We start from the raw sequence: 18,662 nt of genomic DNA on the forward strand, positions 1-18,662 counted from the left end.
GCTTACCATTTGATCAATGCTGATGCCCACGTAAACCCGCTTCCAAAAGCTGCAAGGCAAATCAGATCACCATCGCGCAACCTCCCTGTCTCCCAGGCCTCTGCCAAAGCAATGGGAATAGATGCCGCAGTTGTGTTCCCAAAACGTTGTATATTGTTAACCACCTGATCTTCCGTCATTCCCAGTTGCTGCCTTACATAATCACTGATGCGGATATTTGCCTGATGCGGCACAAGCAGGTTCAGATCGCCGGGTTCATACCCGTTTGCTTGCAGGGCTTCCTGGATCACCTCCCCGAAACGTACTATTGCATGCTTGAAAACCGCATTTCCATTCATAAACACATTATATCCACCTTCTTTCAGCATCTCGCTGTTAACCGGTCTGCCCTCCCGGCTGCTGCCCGGTTCACGTACATATAAATCCTCTGCAAACCTTCCATCTGCATGCAGGTGTGTAGATAATATACAATGTTGTGGATCGTCCGTGGCCGCCAGAACTGCGGCTCCGGCACCATCGCCAAATATCACGGCTGTGTTCCTGCCGGCAGTACTCTTGTCGATCCAGGACGATTGTATCTCCGACCCGACAACAAGCGCGGTTTTATACATGCCCGATTTTATAAACTGGTCGGCGATAGAGAGGGCATAAACAAATCCCGAACACTGCTCCCGGATATCGATTACCGGCTTTCCATCCATGCCCAGCTCACGCTGCATCAGAAATGCCGAGCCCGGAAAAAAATAGTCGGGTGTGATGGTGGCATATACAATCACATCAATATCGTTAGCGCTGAGCCCTGCACGCTCCAGTGCCTGCCGGGAAGCCGCCGATGCCATGCTGTAATTGGTGTCCTTACCGTATTCAAAATATCTTCGTTCTTTAATTCCGGTTCTTTCGGTTATCCATTCGTCCGAAGTATCCATCCACTTGGTAAGGTCGCTATTTGTTACAATGTTATCCGGAACGTAGTAACCCAAACCAGTGATTTTCGAAAATGTCATGCAATAAGGAGGTAATGTTAAAAAAGAATCAAACTAGTGGTCGGTGCGATATGATACTTCCTCGCATCATTACCTGTTATCGATAACGTAAGTAATTCTGTAATTAGTTTTTTGCCACAATAAATATATAGACAAAAGCCAAGTATTTCAATTAACATTCCCGGAAGTTAGAAGTATGTTGTAGAAATAATTTCCCTGAAAATCCCTGTTTTTGACTGCAAATTTGCAATAAAAACCATTATCTAGCAATTATCTGTTTTTTTTCATAACATTATCAATTGCTGACAAAAGAATATAAAGAACCAGGATTGCGGGTACTGCGACAATTTTCAAAGTGAGGAGTAAAATCACTGTGGACAGGAGGAGGAGATATCTCGCTTCGTTACCCGCCCAACCGAATGATTTAAATTTGAGCGCAATGAGCGGCATCTCCATAACAAGAAGATAAGACATTATAGCGCTGAAAATCAATAAGTTATTTGTGTTGATAATCATGTCCTTCCACATGCCCCCTTCTATGTGCACGATCAGAGGAAGTGAGGCTATCAGCATGGCATTAGCAGGTGTCGGTACACCTACAAACGAATCGCTCTGACGAGGATCGTTGTTAAATTTTGCAAGCCTGATTGCCGAAAAAACAGCAATAATGAAGGCCGGATAGGCTTTCCAGATACCGAACAGGTCAGGTATACTCTGCATCAAAAGCTGGTACACGATGATGGATGGCAGGAGCCCGAAAGTAACCATGTCGGCCAGTGAATCCAGGTCTTTACCAATAGGAGAGGCTACTTTTAGCAGCCTTGCCAGGAAGCCGTCAAAAAAGTCAAAAATGAGTGCGATACCGATCAGGATACAGGACAGAAGGAGGTTGTTGTGAAACGCCTCCACCACGCCTATGCAACCGCAGAGCAGGTTCCCGCAGGTAAGGGCATTGGGGATGTTACGGCGGATCATTTGAAAAACGGGTTATTTTTTTTCTCAAAACCAATGGTGGTAGGTTCCATGTGTCCTGCATAAACGGTGTAACTATCCGGGAGTATAAACAGTTTATTTCGGATACTTGAAAGCAGGGTATTGTGGTCGCCCCCGGGCAAATCGGTCCGGCCGATGCTCATCCGAAACAGAACGTCGCCACCTATAACAAACCCCTGTTCATCATTTATAAATGCAATGTGGCCGGGAGCATGACCCGGCACAAAAATAGTCGTCAAAGATGAATTGCCCCATTTTATTACATCTCCTTCATTTATAAAATGATCAACAGCTGGCTCTTCGAATTGATTAAAGCCATAGTTAGGCGCATACGTCACAACAGCTTTCAGTACCGGCTCGTCCAGCTTATGAAGAGAAAACGGAATATTATATTTTCTTTTTAAAACAGCAATTCCTAGTACGTGGTCGATGTGGGCATGTGTGTTGATGATCTGAACAGGCTTTAATCCTTTTTTAGCAATGAAATCTGTCAATTCATTGTATTCAGAACTATCGTAGCAACCTGGGTCGATGATAATTGTTTCGCCGGTTTCGTCGTACAGTAGATATGTATTTTCAGAAAATGGGTTAAAAACAAAAGTTTGTATTTGTACCATTCAGGTCAATTATTAGTGAAAGTATGCTTGAAAAGTCCGTGCTAAGTTACAAAAGACTTTGCAAACGCACCTTTAAGCTTTGGAAAGTAACTGCATAACAAAAAACGTCACCGGACCGGAACTGGTACAGTGACGTTTTTCAAACAATATATTTTGCGAATTATTCGATCGGCTGCTCGATGATGGTGGCCCTGATATGGTCGTAATACAACACAGTCAGGCCTTCGAAACCGGAATCGCTGCCCACAAACAGCCAGATTTCACCTTGCGCATTGGCCTTAATATTGATGGGCTTATCCAGATTGGAGCGGCGTACCAGCTTGTAAATTTCCTGGTCTGCTCCATTGGAAACATTTCCCAGCAATACCGCATCCTTGCCAGCTTCTGATTGCTGGCCTTTGTCGAGTGTGAAATGGTAAGTTCCATCTTCCAGTTTCCGGTTGGGTTCCGTAGCAACTGCGCCTGCTTTGAGGTAAACAGAACTTCCCGGCGAGCCACCTGCTCCCAAACTGTTTTCAGGGTACTGGGTTCCGAGGTCCATCTCGAAGGTCACACTGTAATTCTGGTTGGGAACAAAACCCGTGACCTTTTTCTTGAGATACATAAACATGTCGTCACTGCGGTTATGTCCCTGGATCCGGAATGCATATTTGGTGGTGTCCAGGCCGATGGGAAGTCTGGCCCGGCCCGCCTGCATTTCCAGTGAAACGGAATCCGTAGCTGTTGAATATTCAGAAAACTGCGCGGTCCAGCCATCGGTGCCCGTCTGAAAAGCCGAGTCCACGATAGTGATCGCGTTTAATTTGTCGTCATTGCAGGAAAACAACATCCCCGTAATTGCTAAACTTACCCAGGTTATGCACTTTTTCATGGTATTAAACTTGATTGTTGTTGAAGAAAAACCGAACTGATAATACCATGAACAGTCCGCGGGCAAGATGGTTGGAAACTCTGAAATACTTTTTCGTGATCAAATTCATTAGCGTCTGATCTTGAAATGATTGGGGCGCTCTTATCCGATCAGAAAAATAGTGGGCTTCTTATGCAGATCCGGCTTGACCTTCTTCCAGTTTTTAACCGGTAAGGTTTTAATAAATTCATCCGTAGCGGTAACATTGGATGCAATGCAAAGTAATGTGTCGGGCATGCATGTTTCCAGCACAGCGTCGAGCAATTGGTTATTACGGAAAGGCGTTTCCATGAAAAGCTGTGTCTGCTGGCGTTGCCTTGCTTCGCGTTCCAGGCTCTGCAGGGCTTTTTTTCGCTCGGTTTTTTCAATTGGCAAATAGCCCTGAAAAGCAAAAGACTGTCCGCTCATGCCGGAAGCCATCAATGCCAGCAAAATCGAAGAGGGGCCCACCAGCGGTATCACACGAATTCCGATCTGATGTGCAAAATGAACAGCCACCGCACCTGGGTCTGCTACACCCGGGCAACCTGCCTCCGAAATGATACCCGCATCTGCCGAAAGACTGCGCAGGCTGTTCATCGTTTCCGGTTCAGGAGTGTCCTTATGAAGCTCTATAAAAGTAATATTATCAATGACTTTCCCCAATTTCAGGCTGCTGATAAACCGTCTTGCAGTCCTGATGTTCTCCACAAAAAAAACATCCAGGTTCTTTATCACGTCCCGGATTTGGGGACTGAGGACTTTCTCAGCGGTTTCTTCGGCCAGTATTGTAGGGATCAGGTAAAGAGATATATCGGAGTTGTTCATTCAGCATGTTATTTTTAATATTCCTTCCAACCAAACTCCGGAAAACAGAATCATGATGAGAGAGCAAAGTTAGAAACAATGAAAGCGATACTTTATATACCTGTTTTTTTAATTGTCCTTTTTTCGTGTAAAAAAGACGATATGGACATGCTTTCCGCCGATGATGCAATGGCGTCTATTACGGGCCCCTGGCGGCTGATTGAAGTTGAAAAAGGTCTTGCAACAGGTCAGACTTCATGGGCACCGGTAGCAGCGGGCAAGGGTGATACGCTCAGCTTCCGTTCCGATGGTGTGGTACTGGATGGAGAGAGCAAGCCCATCTGTTGCGGGCCTAACACCCTGATCATCAACGGCGCGGTAATGCCGGTTAAACCGCAGCAGCCACTAGCACCCAATCCCGCATGCGCATTGATAAACTGTGTGGGTTGTACAACATGGGAGCTTCAATTTGTTGAAAACGAGCTTATTGTGACTATCTGCAATAGCCAGCGAATGAAATATGTCAGATAGGTTCTTCGAGGAACTTTAACAGCGTTTCCACAAAAATTTTCGGCTGTTCCGCCTGAACCCAGTGCCCGGCATTTTGAATTGTTTCCACCCTGGCATTGGGAAAAATGCTCAGGATACCTTCAAGGTCCTCATCCAGAATATAGTTTGATTTCTCTCCCCGGATAAACAAAACCGGAACTTTGATTTCTTCACTAGATTTTACTTCCGACCCGACCTTCGACATGTCACTTGTCAGGACAGGCAGGTTAAAACGCCAGCCAAATCCTCCTTCATCTTTTCTGTAAAGGTTTTTGAGCAGAAATTGCCGCACGGACAAAATAGGCTCATATTGGCTCAGGATCTCATCCGCTTCATTTCTGCTTTCAATCTTATCGATCGGGATCGCGTTCAATCCCTGCAATATTTTGCTGTGGTGAATAGGGTAGGCTTTCGGACCAATGTCTACAATCACGAGTTTTTCAAAGGTACCGGGATAGGTTACTGCATATTCCATCACCGTTTTCCCACCCATCGAATGGCCCAGTAAGATCGGGTTCGAAATATTTTGCTGTTGAAGGAATTCTTGCAGGTCTTCTGCGAGCGTCGGGAAATCCAAAGGTGCCTCATGCGGCGACCGTCCGTGGTTACGTTGGTCAACCAGGTACAGCTGGTAACCCTGATCTGCTATGGTTTTGCTGATTGTGAGCCAGTTGTCAAGAAATCCGAACACGCCGTGCAGGATAATCAGAGTTTTCCCGCTTTCGCCGATTTTTTTATAGTTGAGTTGCATGGATCGTAATTTAATTCAATAAAAAATCCTGGTACTGGATACTAACAAAGGAAGAGCACAATTGTTAAGCACCAAAGTTTTTGGTACAATTTTTTGAGAACTGCACTGCATATCCTATGCGTGAAAACTTTTCCCTCAGAAATTTAACGAAATGATAATATACCGGCTCCTGAGTCCGGTATGCGTTGAATATACGGCATGGAAAATGCCTTTTCAGAGGCTGAGCGAAGGTTTGGAAGCAGTGCAAAATGTCATCAAATTTTAATAGTCAAAATTTTGATAAATATTGAATTATTGCTATATAAAAATTAATTATTTCATTAAATCAGCTAGTTACGGGTAATAGTATTGTATTTAAGTAGGATTTTGAATTTTGCTTCTCAAATTTAAAAGCTATTATTTTGTAAGGATCGGTGCTTTGTCACTGTTGAATGTAACCACTAATTACAAACCTAATCACCAAATTTATGAAAGGGAAAAGTTTACTTTTTCGGGCATTGTTTACAGCAATGATTGCCACGACATTACTTTTACTCGGGGGGCGACTGCAGGCACAGGTAACCACATCTGCGATCAATGGAATGATAACGGATTCTAACGGAGATTTTCTGCCGGGGGCGACAGTGGTAGCGGTACACGAGCCGTCAGGAACGCAATATGGTACGGTAACAACAGAAGCGGGGCGTTACAGTTTCCCGTCGGTTCGCGTAGGAGGGCCTTATAAGGTTACGGTAACTTACGTGGGTTTCGCCGAACAAAGCAAGTCCAACATTTTCGCGGAACTCGGTACAGCCACCAATATCAATATTGTGCTGAACGACGGTGGAACCCAGTTGCAGGAAGTGTTGATTACTTCGGGTTCAGGCCAGGTTTTCAATGGAGAAAAAACAGGAGCGGCAACATCCGTGAACAGCGAACAGCTCAGGACTTTGCCGACTGTAACGAGGAGCATCAGTGATTTTACAAGATTAACGCCGCAGGCAAATGGTAACAGCTTTGGAGGACGTGACGGACGTTATAACAACTTTCAGGTAGACGGAGCAAATTTCAATAACGGTTTCGGTTTGAACGATAACCCACTGCCTGGCGGCGGCGGTTTGTCCCTGGATGCCATTGAAGAGATTCAGGTCAATATTGCTCCCTTTGATGTCCGTCAGAGCGGATTTTCCGGCGCGGGAATCAATGCGGTAACACGAAGCGGTACCAACAAACTGACGGGTTCTGCCTATGGATTTTTTACAAACCAGAATTTCCAGGGAAAGAAAGTCAATGACGTGGATGTGACAAGGCCCAAAGCGACCAGCCAGACACTTGGTTTAAGATTAGGAGGTGCCTTGATCAAAAATAAATTGTTCTTCTTTGTTAATGCGGAACAAATAAAGAAAACAGGATCAGAGGTAGGCGCGGTAAATTTATGGACGGCTTCGGAGAACGGTGTCGCAGACCCTACCCGGAATATATCCCGTACCAGAAGAGCTGACCTCGAAGCAGTTCGCAACCATTTGATCAACCAGTGGGGATACGATCCGGGCGCCTATGAAGGATACGCCAATGATAACAGTGAAAAAACAACCAGCATACTGGCCAGAATAGACTGGAACATCAACAATAAGAACAAACTGGCGGTTCGATACAACCAGGTGGAGAGTTCGTCTCCATCGCTTGTGAATGCCAATTCAGGTGCAAATCCCCGGACACCATTTGAGACAGGCCGTGTAAGCGCCCTATCCATGGCCTTTGCCAATACCATGTATTCTACTAAGAACATTGTCCGCTCGGTAACTGCAGAATTGAACAGTGAAATCAGTCCGAAACTTTCCAACCAGTTTTTAGCAACTTACAGCCGTATCCAGGCCACCCGCAGTTCTCCAAGCGCAGAATTTCCGATGATCGATATCGGGTATGCAGGAGATGATCTAAGGAAAGCCGGAACTACTACCTACCAGAATTATATCACTGCCGGTTACGAGCTGTTTACTTATGGAAATGATGTATTGAATGATAATTTCAGCTTCATCAATAACCTTAACTACATTACGGGTAAACACACCTTGACAGGAGGTATCAGCTTTGAAATGCAGAAATTTGGTAACAGGTATCTCAGAAACGGGACTTCTTACTATCGTTATGCTTCCGTTGAGGAATTCCTGGCAACAGGCACAGCTAGTGAGGTAGCACCACTTCAGTTCGCGTTAACTTATCCTTATGAAGGACAAGATCCTTACGCGCCGGTGAAATATGGCTTGCCTTCTATTTATATCCAGGACAAATTTGATGTGAACGACAGGCTGACCATTACCGCAGGCCTTCGTGCTGAAATGCCTGTTTTCTTAAACCAGCTAACAAGGAACCCGTCAGTAGACACATTAAAGCTGCTTGGGCTAAATGGTCGTGAGCGCACTTATGACACAGGCTCGTGGCCCAAAACCCGGGTGATGCTTTCGCCTAGGATTGGGTTCAGATGGGATGCAAAAGGTGATAAATCATTGATCTTCCGCGGTGGTACCGGTATTTTCGCTGGCCGTGTGCCGTTTGTATGGCTTACCAATATGCCGACAGGTCTTGGTGTGATACAGAACGTTGTGGAGCCGGGAAGTTATGCGGCTTCTGCGCCCTGGATCGGCGATATCCGTTTTCAGCCTGACAAATATTATTGGTTAAATAACACGCCTGCCAGTGCACAAGGTGTGTTTATCAAAAATGCCAAAGCAGGTCTTCCAAGTACACTTTCGCTGGTTGATCCGGAATTCAAAATGCCACAGATATGGAGATCAAGCTTTGGTGTAGACTACAAAATTCCGGGCACACCTTTCTCTCTGACCGGTGATGTGCTTTATACTAAGGATATTCAGGCTGTTTACCAGTTTGGAGCCAACAGAAAAGTAGCTACCCAGCAAATGAACTACAGCGGTGATGACCGTGAATTTTATCCCAACACCGCTTCTTACCAATATAACAGTAAAATCGGTGCGAACTCTGTGAGTGTATTGAGCAACACTTCCAAAGGTTACTCTGTGAATGCCACGATCGGATTGACGATGGCTGCGCGCCGCGGGTTTTTCGGATCGCTGTTTTATTCGCACACTACCGCGAAGGGAACGACGGACAACAGTGGGTCTAATGCTAGTTCAGCCTGGGGAGCCACGCCGAATATAAATAACCCCAACGATCTGAGCCTTTACAGTTCTGTAGATGCGTTGCCGAACAGGGTTGTAGGTACATTGTCTTACCGTATCGAATATGCAAATCACCTTGCCTCTACATTCTCTCTGTTTTACAGCGGATCTAATCAAGGTCTTTACGGCAATGTTACCCAGGGAAGATTTTCATATACCTACAATGGTGACCTGAACGGAGATGCGATCGGGGCGGATATGTTGTATATACCTCAAAGCGCTTCTGAACTCAATTTTGTTGAAAATAAAGTTGGGGATGTAACTTTTACAGTTGAACAGCAACGAGCAGCATTTGACAGCTATATCTCGAGCAATTCCTTCCTGAACAGCAGAAGAGGCAAATATGCAGAACGTAACGGAGGCCTGATGCCGTGGCTGAACCGTTTCGATTTTAAATTCCTTCAGGATATTTTCACCAATGTGGGAAAGAGCAAAAATACACTTCAGTTGAGTCTTGATGTGATCAATGCCGGTAACCTATTGAGCTCTAAATGGGGTGTGCGCCAGCAAGTTATTGCAGGTGCCAACACGCCGTTGCGCCGTAGCAGCGTAGATGCTAACGGAGTTCCGACGTTTACGATGACTCCGGTGCAGATTGACGGGAAGACTGTGTTACCAACTGACAAGATTTTCCGGGATGTCACGACAACTGCAACAACCTGGAGCATGTTGGTGGGCGTAAGATATCTGTTCTGATAGTAATGATGAATGTCATGTAAAAGGCCGGGAGCATCGTTTGTCTCCCGGCCTTTCTGTTTGATAATTATCAAAGCCTGACTTATTGTACCTTTTCAGATTTAATGATTGATTCCGTGCCCGCCCGGTAACCTTCAATCACAAGCCTGGAAATATCATCAGAACTGAAGTGTTGCAAGTCGAGATATAACGGAGCACTGGGCCGGATCACAGTTAACGTCATCGGTTTGCCTCGCAGAATAGACCGGTCGACATAGGACTCTGCCCAAAGTATGTTGCTGTTCACAATCTGGTTCACTGTAATGTCCCTGACCCTCTCAATCAGTGATATCAGGTTACGGGCATTCATCCCTTCCGGCTGATAGAGCAGGGGGGAGTGACAGGCGATGAGCACAATGTCCGTTGCGCCGTCTTCAATAGCCTGCCGGATAGGTGCTACTTCACGAAGTCCGCCGTCAAGATAAAGTTGTTGTCCGATTTCAACAGCCGGCATCAGCATTGGAATGGAGGAGCTGGCGTACACGAAGTTTATGAAATCCGGATCTTTTGTATCAACGTATTTGATCTCGCCGCTTTCCATGTTCACTGCGCCCACTTTTGTCTTGACAGGCGTTCCTGTCAGGTGTTCATCCTTCAGATGTTTCCGGATCAGTTGGTGTAGTGGAGAAGGATCTACAATCCCGTCGAACCTGCTCATTAAAGTATTCATGCCCAGCATGACCCTCGATCTGAGCGTGGAAATGTCCTGTGGCTGGGTAATATTTTTAATCCAGAATTCCAGCAGTTTCCTGCCGGCAACCTGCCAGTTGATCGTATTATTTTCCTCATGCTGTTTTCCAGCTTCATTGGCAAGAAACGTAGCATTCAATGCCCCGACGGAAATACCATACACCATCTCGGGTTCGAAACCATTTTCCAGGACTGCCTGAATAACTCCCACTTGAAATGCTCCCTTCATTGACCCCCCTCCCAGGACGAGTGCTTTCATATCGAATGATTGAATGATTGAATGATTGAATGATTGAATGATTGAATGATTGAATGAATTTCATTCTTCCTTTCTGCTTTCCTCCTTCTTTCCTTTCCTCCCTCCTTATTCCTCTTTTTTTCAATTCTAAACATTTTCAAAATAAAATTGATATAAACAGAAGATTTTATTCCAAATTTGGAAATTAGAGTCGATGACACCAAAAGCAAAAATATTACTGAAAATGCTCGTCATCGCGGCGTTTAATATCAGGAGGGAACATAGCCCTCGACCATTAATATGACCCTTTCAATAAAGGATATTCAGGTTCCGGTTGCAGACGAAATGAAAGCTTTTGAGCATAAGTTTCGCCAGTTTATGAAAAGTGATGTAATGCTCCTGGATCAGATCATGAACTACATCGTCCGGCGCAAAGGCAAGCAACTGAGGCCAATGTTCGTCTTTCTTTCTGCCGGGGTTTGCGGCGAAATTTCTGAGTCGACTTACAGAGGCGGTGCTTTGATAGAGTTGCTGCATACCGCTACCCTGGTTCATGATGATGTAGTGGATGACTCCAACTACAGGCGGGGGTTTTTTTCTGTCAATGCTTTGTGGAAAAACAAAATTGCTGTGCTGGTAGGGGATTACCTTCTTTCACGCGGCTTGCTTTTATCTGTCGATCACCAGGAATTCGACCTGCTGAAAATCGTATCCACAGCCGTACGCGAACTCAGTGAGGGAGAATTGCTTCAGATAGAAAAAGCAAGAAGGCTTGATATCAATGAAGAAGTTTACTATCAGATCATTAAACAAAAAACGGCCTCGTTGATCGCTTCCTGCTGCGCGGTAGGTGCATGTTCGGTAGGTGCAGGAGCGGATATCGTGAAACGGATGCACGCGTTCGGAGAAAAGGTAGGAATGGCTTTTCAGATCAAAGACGATCTTTTTGATTACGGAGAGGACGAGATTGGGAAGCCCCTGGGTATCGATATCAAGGAAAAGAAAATGACCTTGCCGCTGATTTATGCGCTGAACAATGCCGGATGGCTGGAAAAAAGGAAGATCATCAATATCATTCGGAATGAAAGCCACAAGCCTAAAAAAGTAAACGAAGTAATTGCTTTTGTAAAAGACTCGGGCGGGCTGCGTTATGCACAGGAAGTGATGCAGCGGTATGTGGAAGAAGCGCGGGTGCTGCTATACGAATTTCCAGATTCCCCGCACCGCCGATCTCTCGAACAACTTGTGCAATATACGATTGAGAGAAGCAAGTAATTTGCTTATTTACAGTCAATTGATAACCTTATAAATGTGGTTCTTTGAAATGACAAAAGGAATTATATAAGTAAGTATAATATTGTGACTAAGTTTATAGTTATAGTCGTATGCTCACCATAATTTTAACTTGTCATGAGAATACTTATCACTTTTGTTCTAGCATTGGCCAGCTTACTTTCTGCTGCCCAGCCTGTTGTAATCGGGTCGAGGGAAGCAGAATCGCAAGGATTGACCAAGAAACTTCAAGAATATAAGTTTCCCGGGGATGTCACGGAAACCCCTTACAGCACGCAGCTCGCCATTCAATCAGCGTATTACAAAATTCTTGACAAGGAGAAACTGCATAACCTCGGCATCGTCAGCCAACTTTATCTGAACCAGCACGGAAAAATTGATTATCTGTTATATAATTTCAGTGATGCCCGGATGGGACCCGAGGCAAAGTTACCCCTCAATCTTGATTCTCTGAAACAGATCGTTTCCGGTCAACTCGCCCCGTTTATTAGTGATTTCGTTTCAAAGCGAGGCATAGGACACAAATCAATGCTACGTGTCTTTGTGTTTTCCGGGATGACGATGACCCCTACCAGGAGCAAAAAAGACAGTGTAATTACGAATCTAGAAGATGTTTTGACGAACAGGGATTCTCTGAAAATCAAAACCATTAATCTGGAAAGAAGTCTGCTCACAGCCATTCCCGAAGCGATTTATAGGTTTCCTAACCTTGAAAAACTCTTGCTGGCCCATAACGATATTGAAGAGGTAAATCTGGATTTATCACGCCTGCCGAAGTTGCAGCAGCTGGATCTTGACGGTAATATCCTTACGCAGGACAAGGTTCATTTGTCAAAAAACAAATCAATCAAACTGCTTAACCTGCAAAACAACATGCTCACCGATGTGCCCGATGTAGTGCCGAACTGCAAAAAGCTGGAATCGGTCTGGCTAGGGCGCAACAATATGAGCGGGCTTTCCAACAAGAGCTTTACAAAGCTGAAAAGGATAAAAGACCTGAACTTGTATAAAGCGGAAATTACAGTGCTTCCCAAAGGTGTTCGGAGAATGCGGAAAATTCAGGTGCTTGATCTGTATCACAACAAACTGGAAGTATTGCCTCAATCCGTCACAAGGCTAAAGAGACTTACGCACCTGGCGGTGTCACATAATCAGCTTACTGCTCTGCCATCTAAAATAGATAAAATGAAAAATGTGCAGATCATCTACGCACATCACAATCGCATGAGCAAGTTGCCTGAACGGATCGGTAAAATGAAAAACCTGAGGATTCTTGATCTTGGCTTCAACTGGTTTACCAATTTCCCGCCGGAGCTCGTCGCTTTCGGGAACCTTTCGGAGCTCGATCTTTCATCCAACAATTTCCCCGAATTCCCCGAGCAGCTCTTGAAAATCAAGCAGCTGGATAAGCTTTACATCCGGGGTAACCCGTTTCTTCAGGCAGATTCCGAGAAGAAATACGGGCAGCAGCTGGGTCTTTTAAAAAGCAAAAATATTGAAGTGTTTTACTAAAACGGCAGGTCACAGGTTCCACCAGTAAGTGAATTTCAGTACGACCGCCCTGTTTTTTACCCTGAAATTTTCAGGCAGATAATTGTCGGTATATACAATAAACAAATCGGAAGCAGGCTTGTACCTCCACTGCAGACGGGCGTTAAGATTAATATTGTCGGCCTGGTTGTTATACTGCATGAAAGTCGTGAAGAACAGATTGTTCGTAAATGTAACGTCCACGCGCGGGCCCACAAGCCAGAGTTGGGTGCGTTTCCAGGGTTCCGGCAGGCGGATATCGTTGTAGTTACCGGCCATTGTAATAGCTACATAAGGCTGTACACGATAGCCGACTTCGGCTCTCAGGTTATTTCGCTTCCCGTTCTGATAATAACCTCCCAAAATACCCGATGTCAGGAAAGTCAGGCGGTTTTGCGGCCCGGAAACAATATCAAATCCGACAGCTTTCCAATTGTGTTCAGTGCCGGTTGCCAGAGTCGCGGCTCCCAGGTTTGTGGGATCGAAGGGACGCAGCAGCCGGACATAATTGCTGGATCCCCAAAGTGCAACTGTTGCCCGGTTGATAAAATTAAGGTTATAGGAGAGGATAAATTCCCGGTCGCTGAGATCGAATTTTTTGTCCCAGTATACATTGCTGACCAGCTTAGGACCGTGGCTGATGATTTTGGGCGATTTTACAAAAAACAGGTAAGCAACGTTAGGACTGATCTTATAATAACCCATACGGACGGCATTGGGTACATACCCGACTTCGGCATTGTAATTCTTGCCTACATATTCATGCTGCCACTGCCATATCAAATTGGCCTTCGTGAATTTCAGGTCAGCCGCGTGGGTGAAATCATCAGTGGATTTTCCGGGCGTGAAAGATTTGAGGAACATCACTTTCCCCGTCCAGAGATTTTTCGCACTTGCCAGGTTAAACTCCGCCCCAATGTTGCGGTTATAGCGGTTTGTAGCTGCGTGCCGTTCCAGTGAATAATTCGTAGCGTCTTTGTTCACGAATATGAAACGCACATTCGACCGCGCAAGAAGCTGCCTCTGCAGTGCAAAAACCGCATAGTTATTTCTGGGCGTAAGGCTGTCCGAGGAGCCCGTCTGCACGTCCAGCACCCCGATACGCCAGTTCTTGTTGATCTTCCCGCTCATACGTGCACCAAACTGAATGGGGACACCCAGTCCGACGCGGCGGGAGAAAAACGGGCGAATGGTAGCGTACCCGAAATTGGCAAAAAGATCAGCATTTTCAAGAAAGAACTGACGCCGCTCCGGAAAAAACAATTCAAAACGGTCCAGGTTGGTTTGCTGGACATCAACATCAACCTGCGAAAAATCCGGGTTGACGGTCAGATCGAGATTCAATGAGGGCGTAAGGCCGATTTTTACATCTCCGCCGATTGCAGGCTTGTATTTGTTTGGTGTGTCTTTCTGATAATCTTTAGTGAGACGTGTAGCGGCATAAGGTATCACCGAAATATTTGGTCCCGGATTTGGTGGCGGGACATCCCATACCAAAACTCCTGTGTAGGCGAGAGAAGCGGATGGAAACTGCCGGGGCACCGGTGCCCAGGAAGATTTTTCCGAGATTGTCAGATCCTGACGGCTGAAATTGATACCCCAGCGGGTAATTCCCGGTTTATATCTTATGCTTTTAAAAGGAATCGCAGCTTCCCAGACCCATTTGTCATCATCATTTTTTACGGAGCTCAGCCATTTATTGTCCCAGCTGAGGTCAACGGTACCGCCATCGCCCTGCTGCCCGTCCCAGGGGGCGCCTGCCGCATTTGCGCCAAATGAAAAGCCGTTGGTCTTATCATCAAACGTGTCCATGAAAAGAAGAAAGTTGTCATTCTTTCCAAATGCGAAATCCCTTTTCAGGGATTCAACGATGATCGCACCTTTAATGGGCTTGTAGTTGATTACAAGGATATAGAGGTTGTTTTTATCATAACACATTTTTACATCCGTCAGGGCACGGGAAAAGCTTGTGTCCATGGGCGTGATCATGAAAAAATCTTTGGCTGTTTCGGCCGCCTCCCATGCTGCGTCGTCCGCGATGCCGTCGATAGTAAGCGGAGAAGCAGCTGAATGGATGTGGTACTGATAGTTTTCGTTGGGTTTCTGAGCAAAAGTTTTAAAAATGATCAGACAGAGAATAAGGCAGGTTAGGATAAAAGTACGTTGCACTTGATTTTGTTGGGGTGTAGGAATTTATATATATGTATTGACAGATCATTCTGGCCTGAACCACTTTACATCGGCATAAAAAGTACCGAACGGTACCAGCGAAGACAGAAACGACAAAAATGTTTTTTTGAAAGACCAGCTTCTTTCGATAGCGACCTGGATCAGCAAAATGACGAAAAGAACGAAAAGTACACCGTGTGCCATTCCGACGACCCGCACAGCCTCGGGAATTCCGGCAAGATATTTGAGTGGCATTGCGATACCGAGTAATATGAGATAAGAGACACCTTCAAGAAAAGCAATGATACGAAGGCGGCCAAGAGCTGATTTGATCAGGGTAGACAACATAAAGAAAGCGACAAAATGAGATTAATGCATTTTGTCGCAAAGATACGTATTCGAATCCTTCTTTAGCAGTGGCATTTTCAAGCTTTTACGGGGAAATTTTATATCACATCGGTAATCTGACTGCATAAGTGGTATGGGTTCTGGGAAATGTTTAAAAATCATATTTAGTTATTGAAAATTCATATTTTCTGTCGCTAATATTTCCATATTATTTGGTTTCATACTTGATTATTAAAATATTATTTGGATAAATCTTAAAAACTTAGATAAATAATACATTATTTTACTTCATTTTAAATTTAAATTCGACGTTAATGACCAGGACATTTGCATTTTTACTCCTCATTTTCCTCACGTTCAATTCGATAGCCCAGAGTATCAGGATTTCCGGCAAAGTCACGGATGAAAAGGGAGAACCGCTTATCGGAGCCTCTGTTATTGAAAAGGGTACGAATAACGGAACCACAGCCGACGGAAGCGGGTCGTATGTTTTACAGGTCGGGCATACCAATGCAACCATTGTGGTTACGTATGTGGGATATAATAAAATTGAAAGAGAGATCAGTGGTGCCGGGACGCAGGATTTTTCCTTGGAAGATGCGACTGTGCTCAACCAGGTGACTGTGGTAGGTTCACGAAACCTGAACCGCTCTTCCACGGACACGCCTGCACCGGTGGATGTAATTGATATCAGGGAGGTCACTACCAAGCAGGGGCAGCTTGACGTAAACCAGTTGCTCCAGTTCGCGGCCCCGTCCTTTAACTCAAACAGGCAAACCGGTTCAGACGGGGCAGATCATGTTGATCCTGCATCGCTACGGGGACTTGGGCCGGACCAGACGCTCGTACTGATCAACGGAAAAAGGCGGCATCAGTCTTCACTTGTTAATCTTTTCGGTTCTCGCGGACGCGGCAACACAGGTACTGACCTGAACGCGATTCCTGCGGCCGCCATTGAAAGGATTGAAATTCTGCGGGACGGTGCAGCAGCTCAATATGGCTCGGATGCTATTGCCGGGGTGATCAATATTGTTTTGAAAGAAACCGTAAATCAGCTTACTGCGAATGTTAACGCCGGAATTTTTCAGGCAAAATACCGTTTTGACGACAAAAAATTCGACGGACTGAATTACAACGTGAATCTTAATTATGGATTAAAGATTGCCAAAAAAGGATTCGTGAATGTGACGGCAGACTACAATCACCGCGATCATACGAACCGGGCCAATACAGTTTCTGATCCTGAAGATGTAGCGCGTCGCCAATATGGTGATCCCAGAATGGACAATGCAGCCCTTTATTACAATGCAAAGATCGCCATCGGCGGGAATTTTCAGGTTTATAGTTTCGGAGGTATCAATAAAAGAAAAGGGGACGCCTATGCCTGGACCCGTTATGCAGATGATGAAAGAAATATTCCTTCGATTTACCCCAACGGATTTGACCCTATCATTGCCAGTACAATTGATGACCGGGCAGTTACGGGCGGGGTTCGCGGAGTGTGGAAATCCTGGGACATTGACCTGAGCAATACGTATGGCTTTAATAAATTCCATTTCAATGTTAAAAATTCGTTGAACGCATCCTTTGGAGCGGGTTCACCCACCACTTTTGATGCAGGCGGTTTTCAGCTTGGCCAGAATGTCAGTAACCTCAACGTTTCGCGTTTTTACAAAGGCATTATGCAGGGACTGAATATTGCATTCGGAGCTGAATACAGGACTGAACGATATAAGATCTTTGAAGGCGAACGGTTATCGTACCTAAATTATGACCCAACTTTGCCGGGAGGGGCGCAGGGTTTTCCGGGATATAGTCCGGCAGACGTTACTAATAAGGGACGTTCCAATGTAGGTGTATATGCCGATGTTGAAGCAGATGTCACCAAAAACTTTCTGGTGGATGTGGCGGCAAGATTTGAGAATTACAGCGATTTCGGAAGTACAGTAAATGGGAAAGTTGGTTTAAGATATAAGATCACGGAGGATCTTGCAGTGCGCGGATCAGTAAGCACGGGATTCAGGGCGCCTTCGCTGGCTCAGAAATATTTCAATTCAACATTTACAAACTTTGTTGAAGGACAGGCTGTTGAGGTGCTTCTTGCAAACAACAACAGCGCTGTTACCAAAGCTTTGGGCATTCCTGAACTGAAACAGGAGACTTCGCAAAATGCCAGCCTTGGACTCACTTTTACACCTATTTCCGGGTTTTCTGTGACTGTGGACGGTTACTATGTCAAAGTGAAGGACAGGGTAGTGCTGACCGGGCAGTTTAGCGATGACGATGAAGAGATCGGTGAGCTGCTTAAGTCACTCAGAGTGGGCAAAGCGCAGTTTTTTACCAATGCACTTTCCTATACCACAACAAAAGGTGTAGATGTAATCGTTGCGCATTCTACGCCCCTCGGGATCGGGCGTTTAAACTCAACTCTGGCAGCCAATTTCAACTGGATGGAACTTGGGCCGGTTAATACCAGTCCGGCCCTTGCAGGCAAGGAAGATATTTATTTTGACGAGCGCGAGCGCCGGTTTGTTCTTGCGTCCGCACCTCCGTCCAAAATCAACCTCACGCTGGACTATGCCGTCAGTAAGCTAAGCTTCATGCTGCGATTGATCCGTTTCGGGGAAGTGAAGCTTGCAAACTGGGATTATGAAATAGATGTTTACAGGCCTAAAATTCAGACGGACCTAACCGTAAACTACAAACTAAACAACCATTTTTCAATTTCAGTGGGCGGAAGCAATATTCTGAATGTTTATCCGGATATGTCATTACCGGCTCTGACAGAGTCGGGTGGGGGATGGGACCCTGTTCAGATGGGAAGCAACGGCGCTTTCTTCTTCACAAGGGTAGGCTTCCGGTTTTAAACAATAGCTGGAAACGAAAAGGGTTCA

The 18,662-nt window shown here is 45.4% G+C and carries 14 protein-coding genes; 5 read left to right on the top strand and 9 right to left on the bottom strand.

Annotation, left to right across the window (positions count from 1 at the left end):
* Positions 1-2 precede the first annotated feature (2 nt).
* From FBF61_RS13265 to FBF61_RS13285, 5 genes are all read right to left on the bottom strand, one after another.
* Positions 3-1,004, bottom strand: coding sequence for a 3-oxoacyl-ACP synthase III family protein (locus FBF61_RS13265; RefSeq protein WP_138477795.1), 1,002 nt, complete (start codon positions 1,002-1,004; stop codon positions 3-5).
* Positions 1,005-1,253: 249 nt separating this feature from the next.
* Complete coding sequence (gene pssA, locus FBF61_RS13270) at positions 1,254-1,958, bottom strand: CDP-diacylglycerol--serine O-phosphatidyltransferase (protein WP_138477797.1); 705 nt, start codon at positions 1,956-1,958, stop codon at positions 1,254-1,256.
* A complete protein-coding gene (locus FBF61_RS13275) occupies positions 1,955-2,593 on the bottom strand; it encodes an MBL fold metallo-hydrolase (protein ID WP_138477799.1) in 639 nt (212 codons plus the stop codon). The genes pssA and FBF61_RS13275 overlap by 4 nt, the downstream gene beginning before the upstream one ends.
* A gap of 160 nt (positions 2,594-2,753) precedes the next feature.
* On the bottom strand, positions 2,754-3,464 hold the full coding sequence (locus FBF61_RS13280) for a hypothetical protein (RefSeq protein ID WP_138477801.1): 711 nt from the start codon (positions 3,462-3,464) through the stop codon (positions 2,754-2,756).
* Positions 3,465-3,605: 141 nt separating this feature from the next.
* A complete protein-coding gene (locus tag FBF61_RS13285) occupies positions 3,606-4,310 on the bottom strand; it encodes an SAM-dependent methyltransferase (RefSeq protein ID WP_138477803.1) in 705 nt (234 codons plus the stop codon).
* 78 nt (positions 4,311-4,388) lie between these two features.
* Between FBF61_RS13285 and FBF61_RS13290 the strand changes: the two genes are divergently transcribed.
* Positions 4,389-4,820: a hypothetical protein gene (locus tag FBF61_RS13290; RefSeq protein WP_138477805.1), complete on the top strand. Its 432-nt coding sequence runs from the start codon at positions 4,389-4,391 to the stop codon at positions 4,818-4,820.
* Here the strand turns inward: FBF61_RS13290 and FBF61_RS13295 are convergent.
* Positions 4,813-5,589, bottom strand: coding sequence for an alpha/beta fold hydrolase (locus FBF61_RS13295; RefSeq protein WP_138477807.1), 777 nt, complete (start codon positions 5,587-5,589; stop codon positions 4,813-4,815). The two genes, FBF61_RS13290 and FBF61_RS13295, sit on opposite strands and share 8 nt — an antisense overlap.
* Before the next feature lie 467 nt (positions 5,590-6,056).
* Here FBF61_RS13295 and FBF61_RS13300 point away from each other — a divergent pair, with 467 nt between their 5' ends.
* Entirely contained in the window at positions 6,057-9,461 is a 3,405-nt protein-coding gene (locus FBF61_RS13300) for a TonB-dependent receptor (protein ID WP_138477809.1), read from the top strand.
* Positions 9,462-9,543: 82 nt separating this feature from the next.
* Here the strand turns inward: FBF61_RS13300 and FBF61_RS13305 are convergent, their stop codons facing one another.
* On the bottom strand, positions 9,544-10,449 hold the full coding sequence (locus FBF61_RS13305) for a patatin-like phospholipase family protein (protein WP_138477811.1): 906 nt from the start codon (positions 10,447-10,449) through the stop codon (positions 9,544-9,546).
* 279 nt (positions 10,450-10,728) lie between these two features.
* On the opposite strand from FBF61_RS13305, the gene FBF61_RS13310 reads away from it, so the two are divergent.
* The gene (locus FBF61_RS13310; RefSeq protein WP_138477813.1) at positions 10,729-11,703 is read left to right on the top strand and encodes a polyprenyl synthetase family protein; all 975 of its coding nucleotides are present in this window, start codon (positions 10,729-10,731) and stop codon (positions 11,701-11,703) included.
* 135 nt (positions 11,704-11,838) lie between these two features.
* A complete protein-coding gene (locus FBF61_RS13315; RefSeq protein ID WP_138477815.1) occupies positions 11,839-13,233 on the top strand; it encodes a leucine-rich repeat domain-containing protein in 1,395 nt (464 codons plus the stop codon).
* Positions 13,234-13,242: 9 nt separating this feature from the next.
* On the opposite strand, the gene FBF61_RS13320 is transcribed toward FBF61_RS13315, so the two are convergent.
* Together FBF61_RS13320 and FBF61_RS13325 are read right to left on the bottom strand one after the other, a co-directional pair.
* Positions 13,243-15,420: a DUF5916 domain-containing protein gene (locus FBF61_RS13320; protein WP_138477817.1), complete on the bottom strand. Its 2,178-nt coding sequence runs from the start codon at positions 15,418-15,420 to the stop codon at positions 13,243-13,245.
* 45 nt (positions 15,421-15,465) lie between these two features.
* Positions 15,466-15,768 (bottom strand): DUF3817 domain-containing protein, encoded by a 303-nt coding sequence (locus FBF61_RS13325; RefSeq protein WP_138477819.1) that lies wholly within the window; start codon positions 15,766-15,768, stop codon positions 15,466-15,468.
* A 314-nt stretch (positions 15,769-16,082) separates the two neighbouring features.
* Between FBF61_RS13325 and FBF61_RS13330 the strand changes: the two genes are divergently transcribed.
* On the top strand, positions 16,083-18,635 hold the full coding sequence (locus FBF61_RS13330) for a TonB-dependent receptor (RefSeq protein WP_138477821.1): 2,553 nt from the start codon (positions 16,083-16,085) through the stop codon (positions 18,633-18,635).
* Positions 18,636-18,662: the final 27 nt, after the last annotated feature.

This window comes from Dyadobacter bucti (assembly GCF_005869225.1).
Lineage (GTDB): Bacteria > Bacteroidota > Bacteroidia > Cytophagales > Spirosomataceae > Dyadobacter > Dyadobacter bucti.

What these genes read in the sequence shown, in the direction of transcription:
- FBF61_RS13265 (WP_138477795.1), bottom strand. Translation starts at nt 1,004, where the DNA reads ATGACATTTTCGAAAATCACTGGTTTGGGTTACTACGTTCCGGATAAC.
- pssA (WP_138477797.1), bottom strand. Translation starts at nt 1,958, where the DNA reads ATGATCCGCCGTAACATCCCCAATGCCCTTACCTGCGGGAACCTGCTC.
- FBF61_RS13275 (WP_138477799.1), bottom strand. Translation starts at nt 2,593, where the DNA reads ATGGTACAAATACAAACTTTTGTTTTTAACCCATTTTCTGAAAATACA.
- FBF61_RS13280 (WP_138477801.1), bottom strand. Translation starts at nt 3,464, where the DNA reads ATGAAAAAGTGCATAACCTGGGTAAGTTTAGCAATTACGGGGATGTTG.
- FBF61_RS13285 (WP_138477803.1), bottom strand. Translation starts at nt 4,310, where the DNA reads ATGAACAACTCCGATATATCTCTTTACCTGATCCCTACAATACTGGCC.
- FBF61_RS13290 (WP_138477805.1), top strand. Translation starts at nt 4,389, where the DNA reads ATGAAAGCGATACTTTATATACCTGTTTTTTTAATTGTCCTTTTTTCG.
- FBF61_RS13295 (WP_138477807.1), bottom strand. Translation starts at nt 5,589, where the DNA reads ATGCAACTCAACTATAAAAAAATCGGCGAAAGCGGGAAAACTCTGATT.
- FBF61_RS13300 (WP_138477809.1), top strand. Translation starts at nt 6,057, where the DNA reads ATGAAAGGGAAAAGTTTACTTTTTCGGGCATTGTTTACAGCAATGATT.
- FBF61_RS13305 (WP_138477811.1), bottom strand. Translation starts at nt 10,449, where the DNA reads ATGAAAGCACTCGTCCTGGGAGGGGGGTCAATGAAGGGAGCATTTCAA.
- FBF61_RS13310 (WP_138477813.1), top strand. Translation starts at nt 10,729, where the DNA reads ATGACCCTTTCAATAAAGGATATTCAGGTTCCGGTTGCAGACGAAATG.
- FBF61_RS13315 (WP_138477815.1), top strand. Translation starts at nt 11,839, where the DNA reads ATGAGAATACTTATCACTTTTGTTCTAGCATTGGCCAGCTTACTTTCT.
- FBF61_RS13325 (WP_138477819.1), bottom strand. Translation starts at nt 15,768, where the DNA reads ATGTTGTCTACCCTGATCAAATCAGCTCTTGGCCGCCTTCGTATCATT.
- FBF61_RS13330 (WP_138477821.1), top strand. Translation starts at nt 16,083, where the DNA reads ATGACCAGGACATTTGCATTTTTACTCCTCATTTTCCTCACGTTCAAT.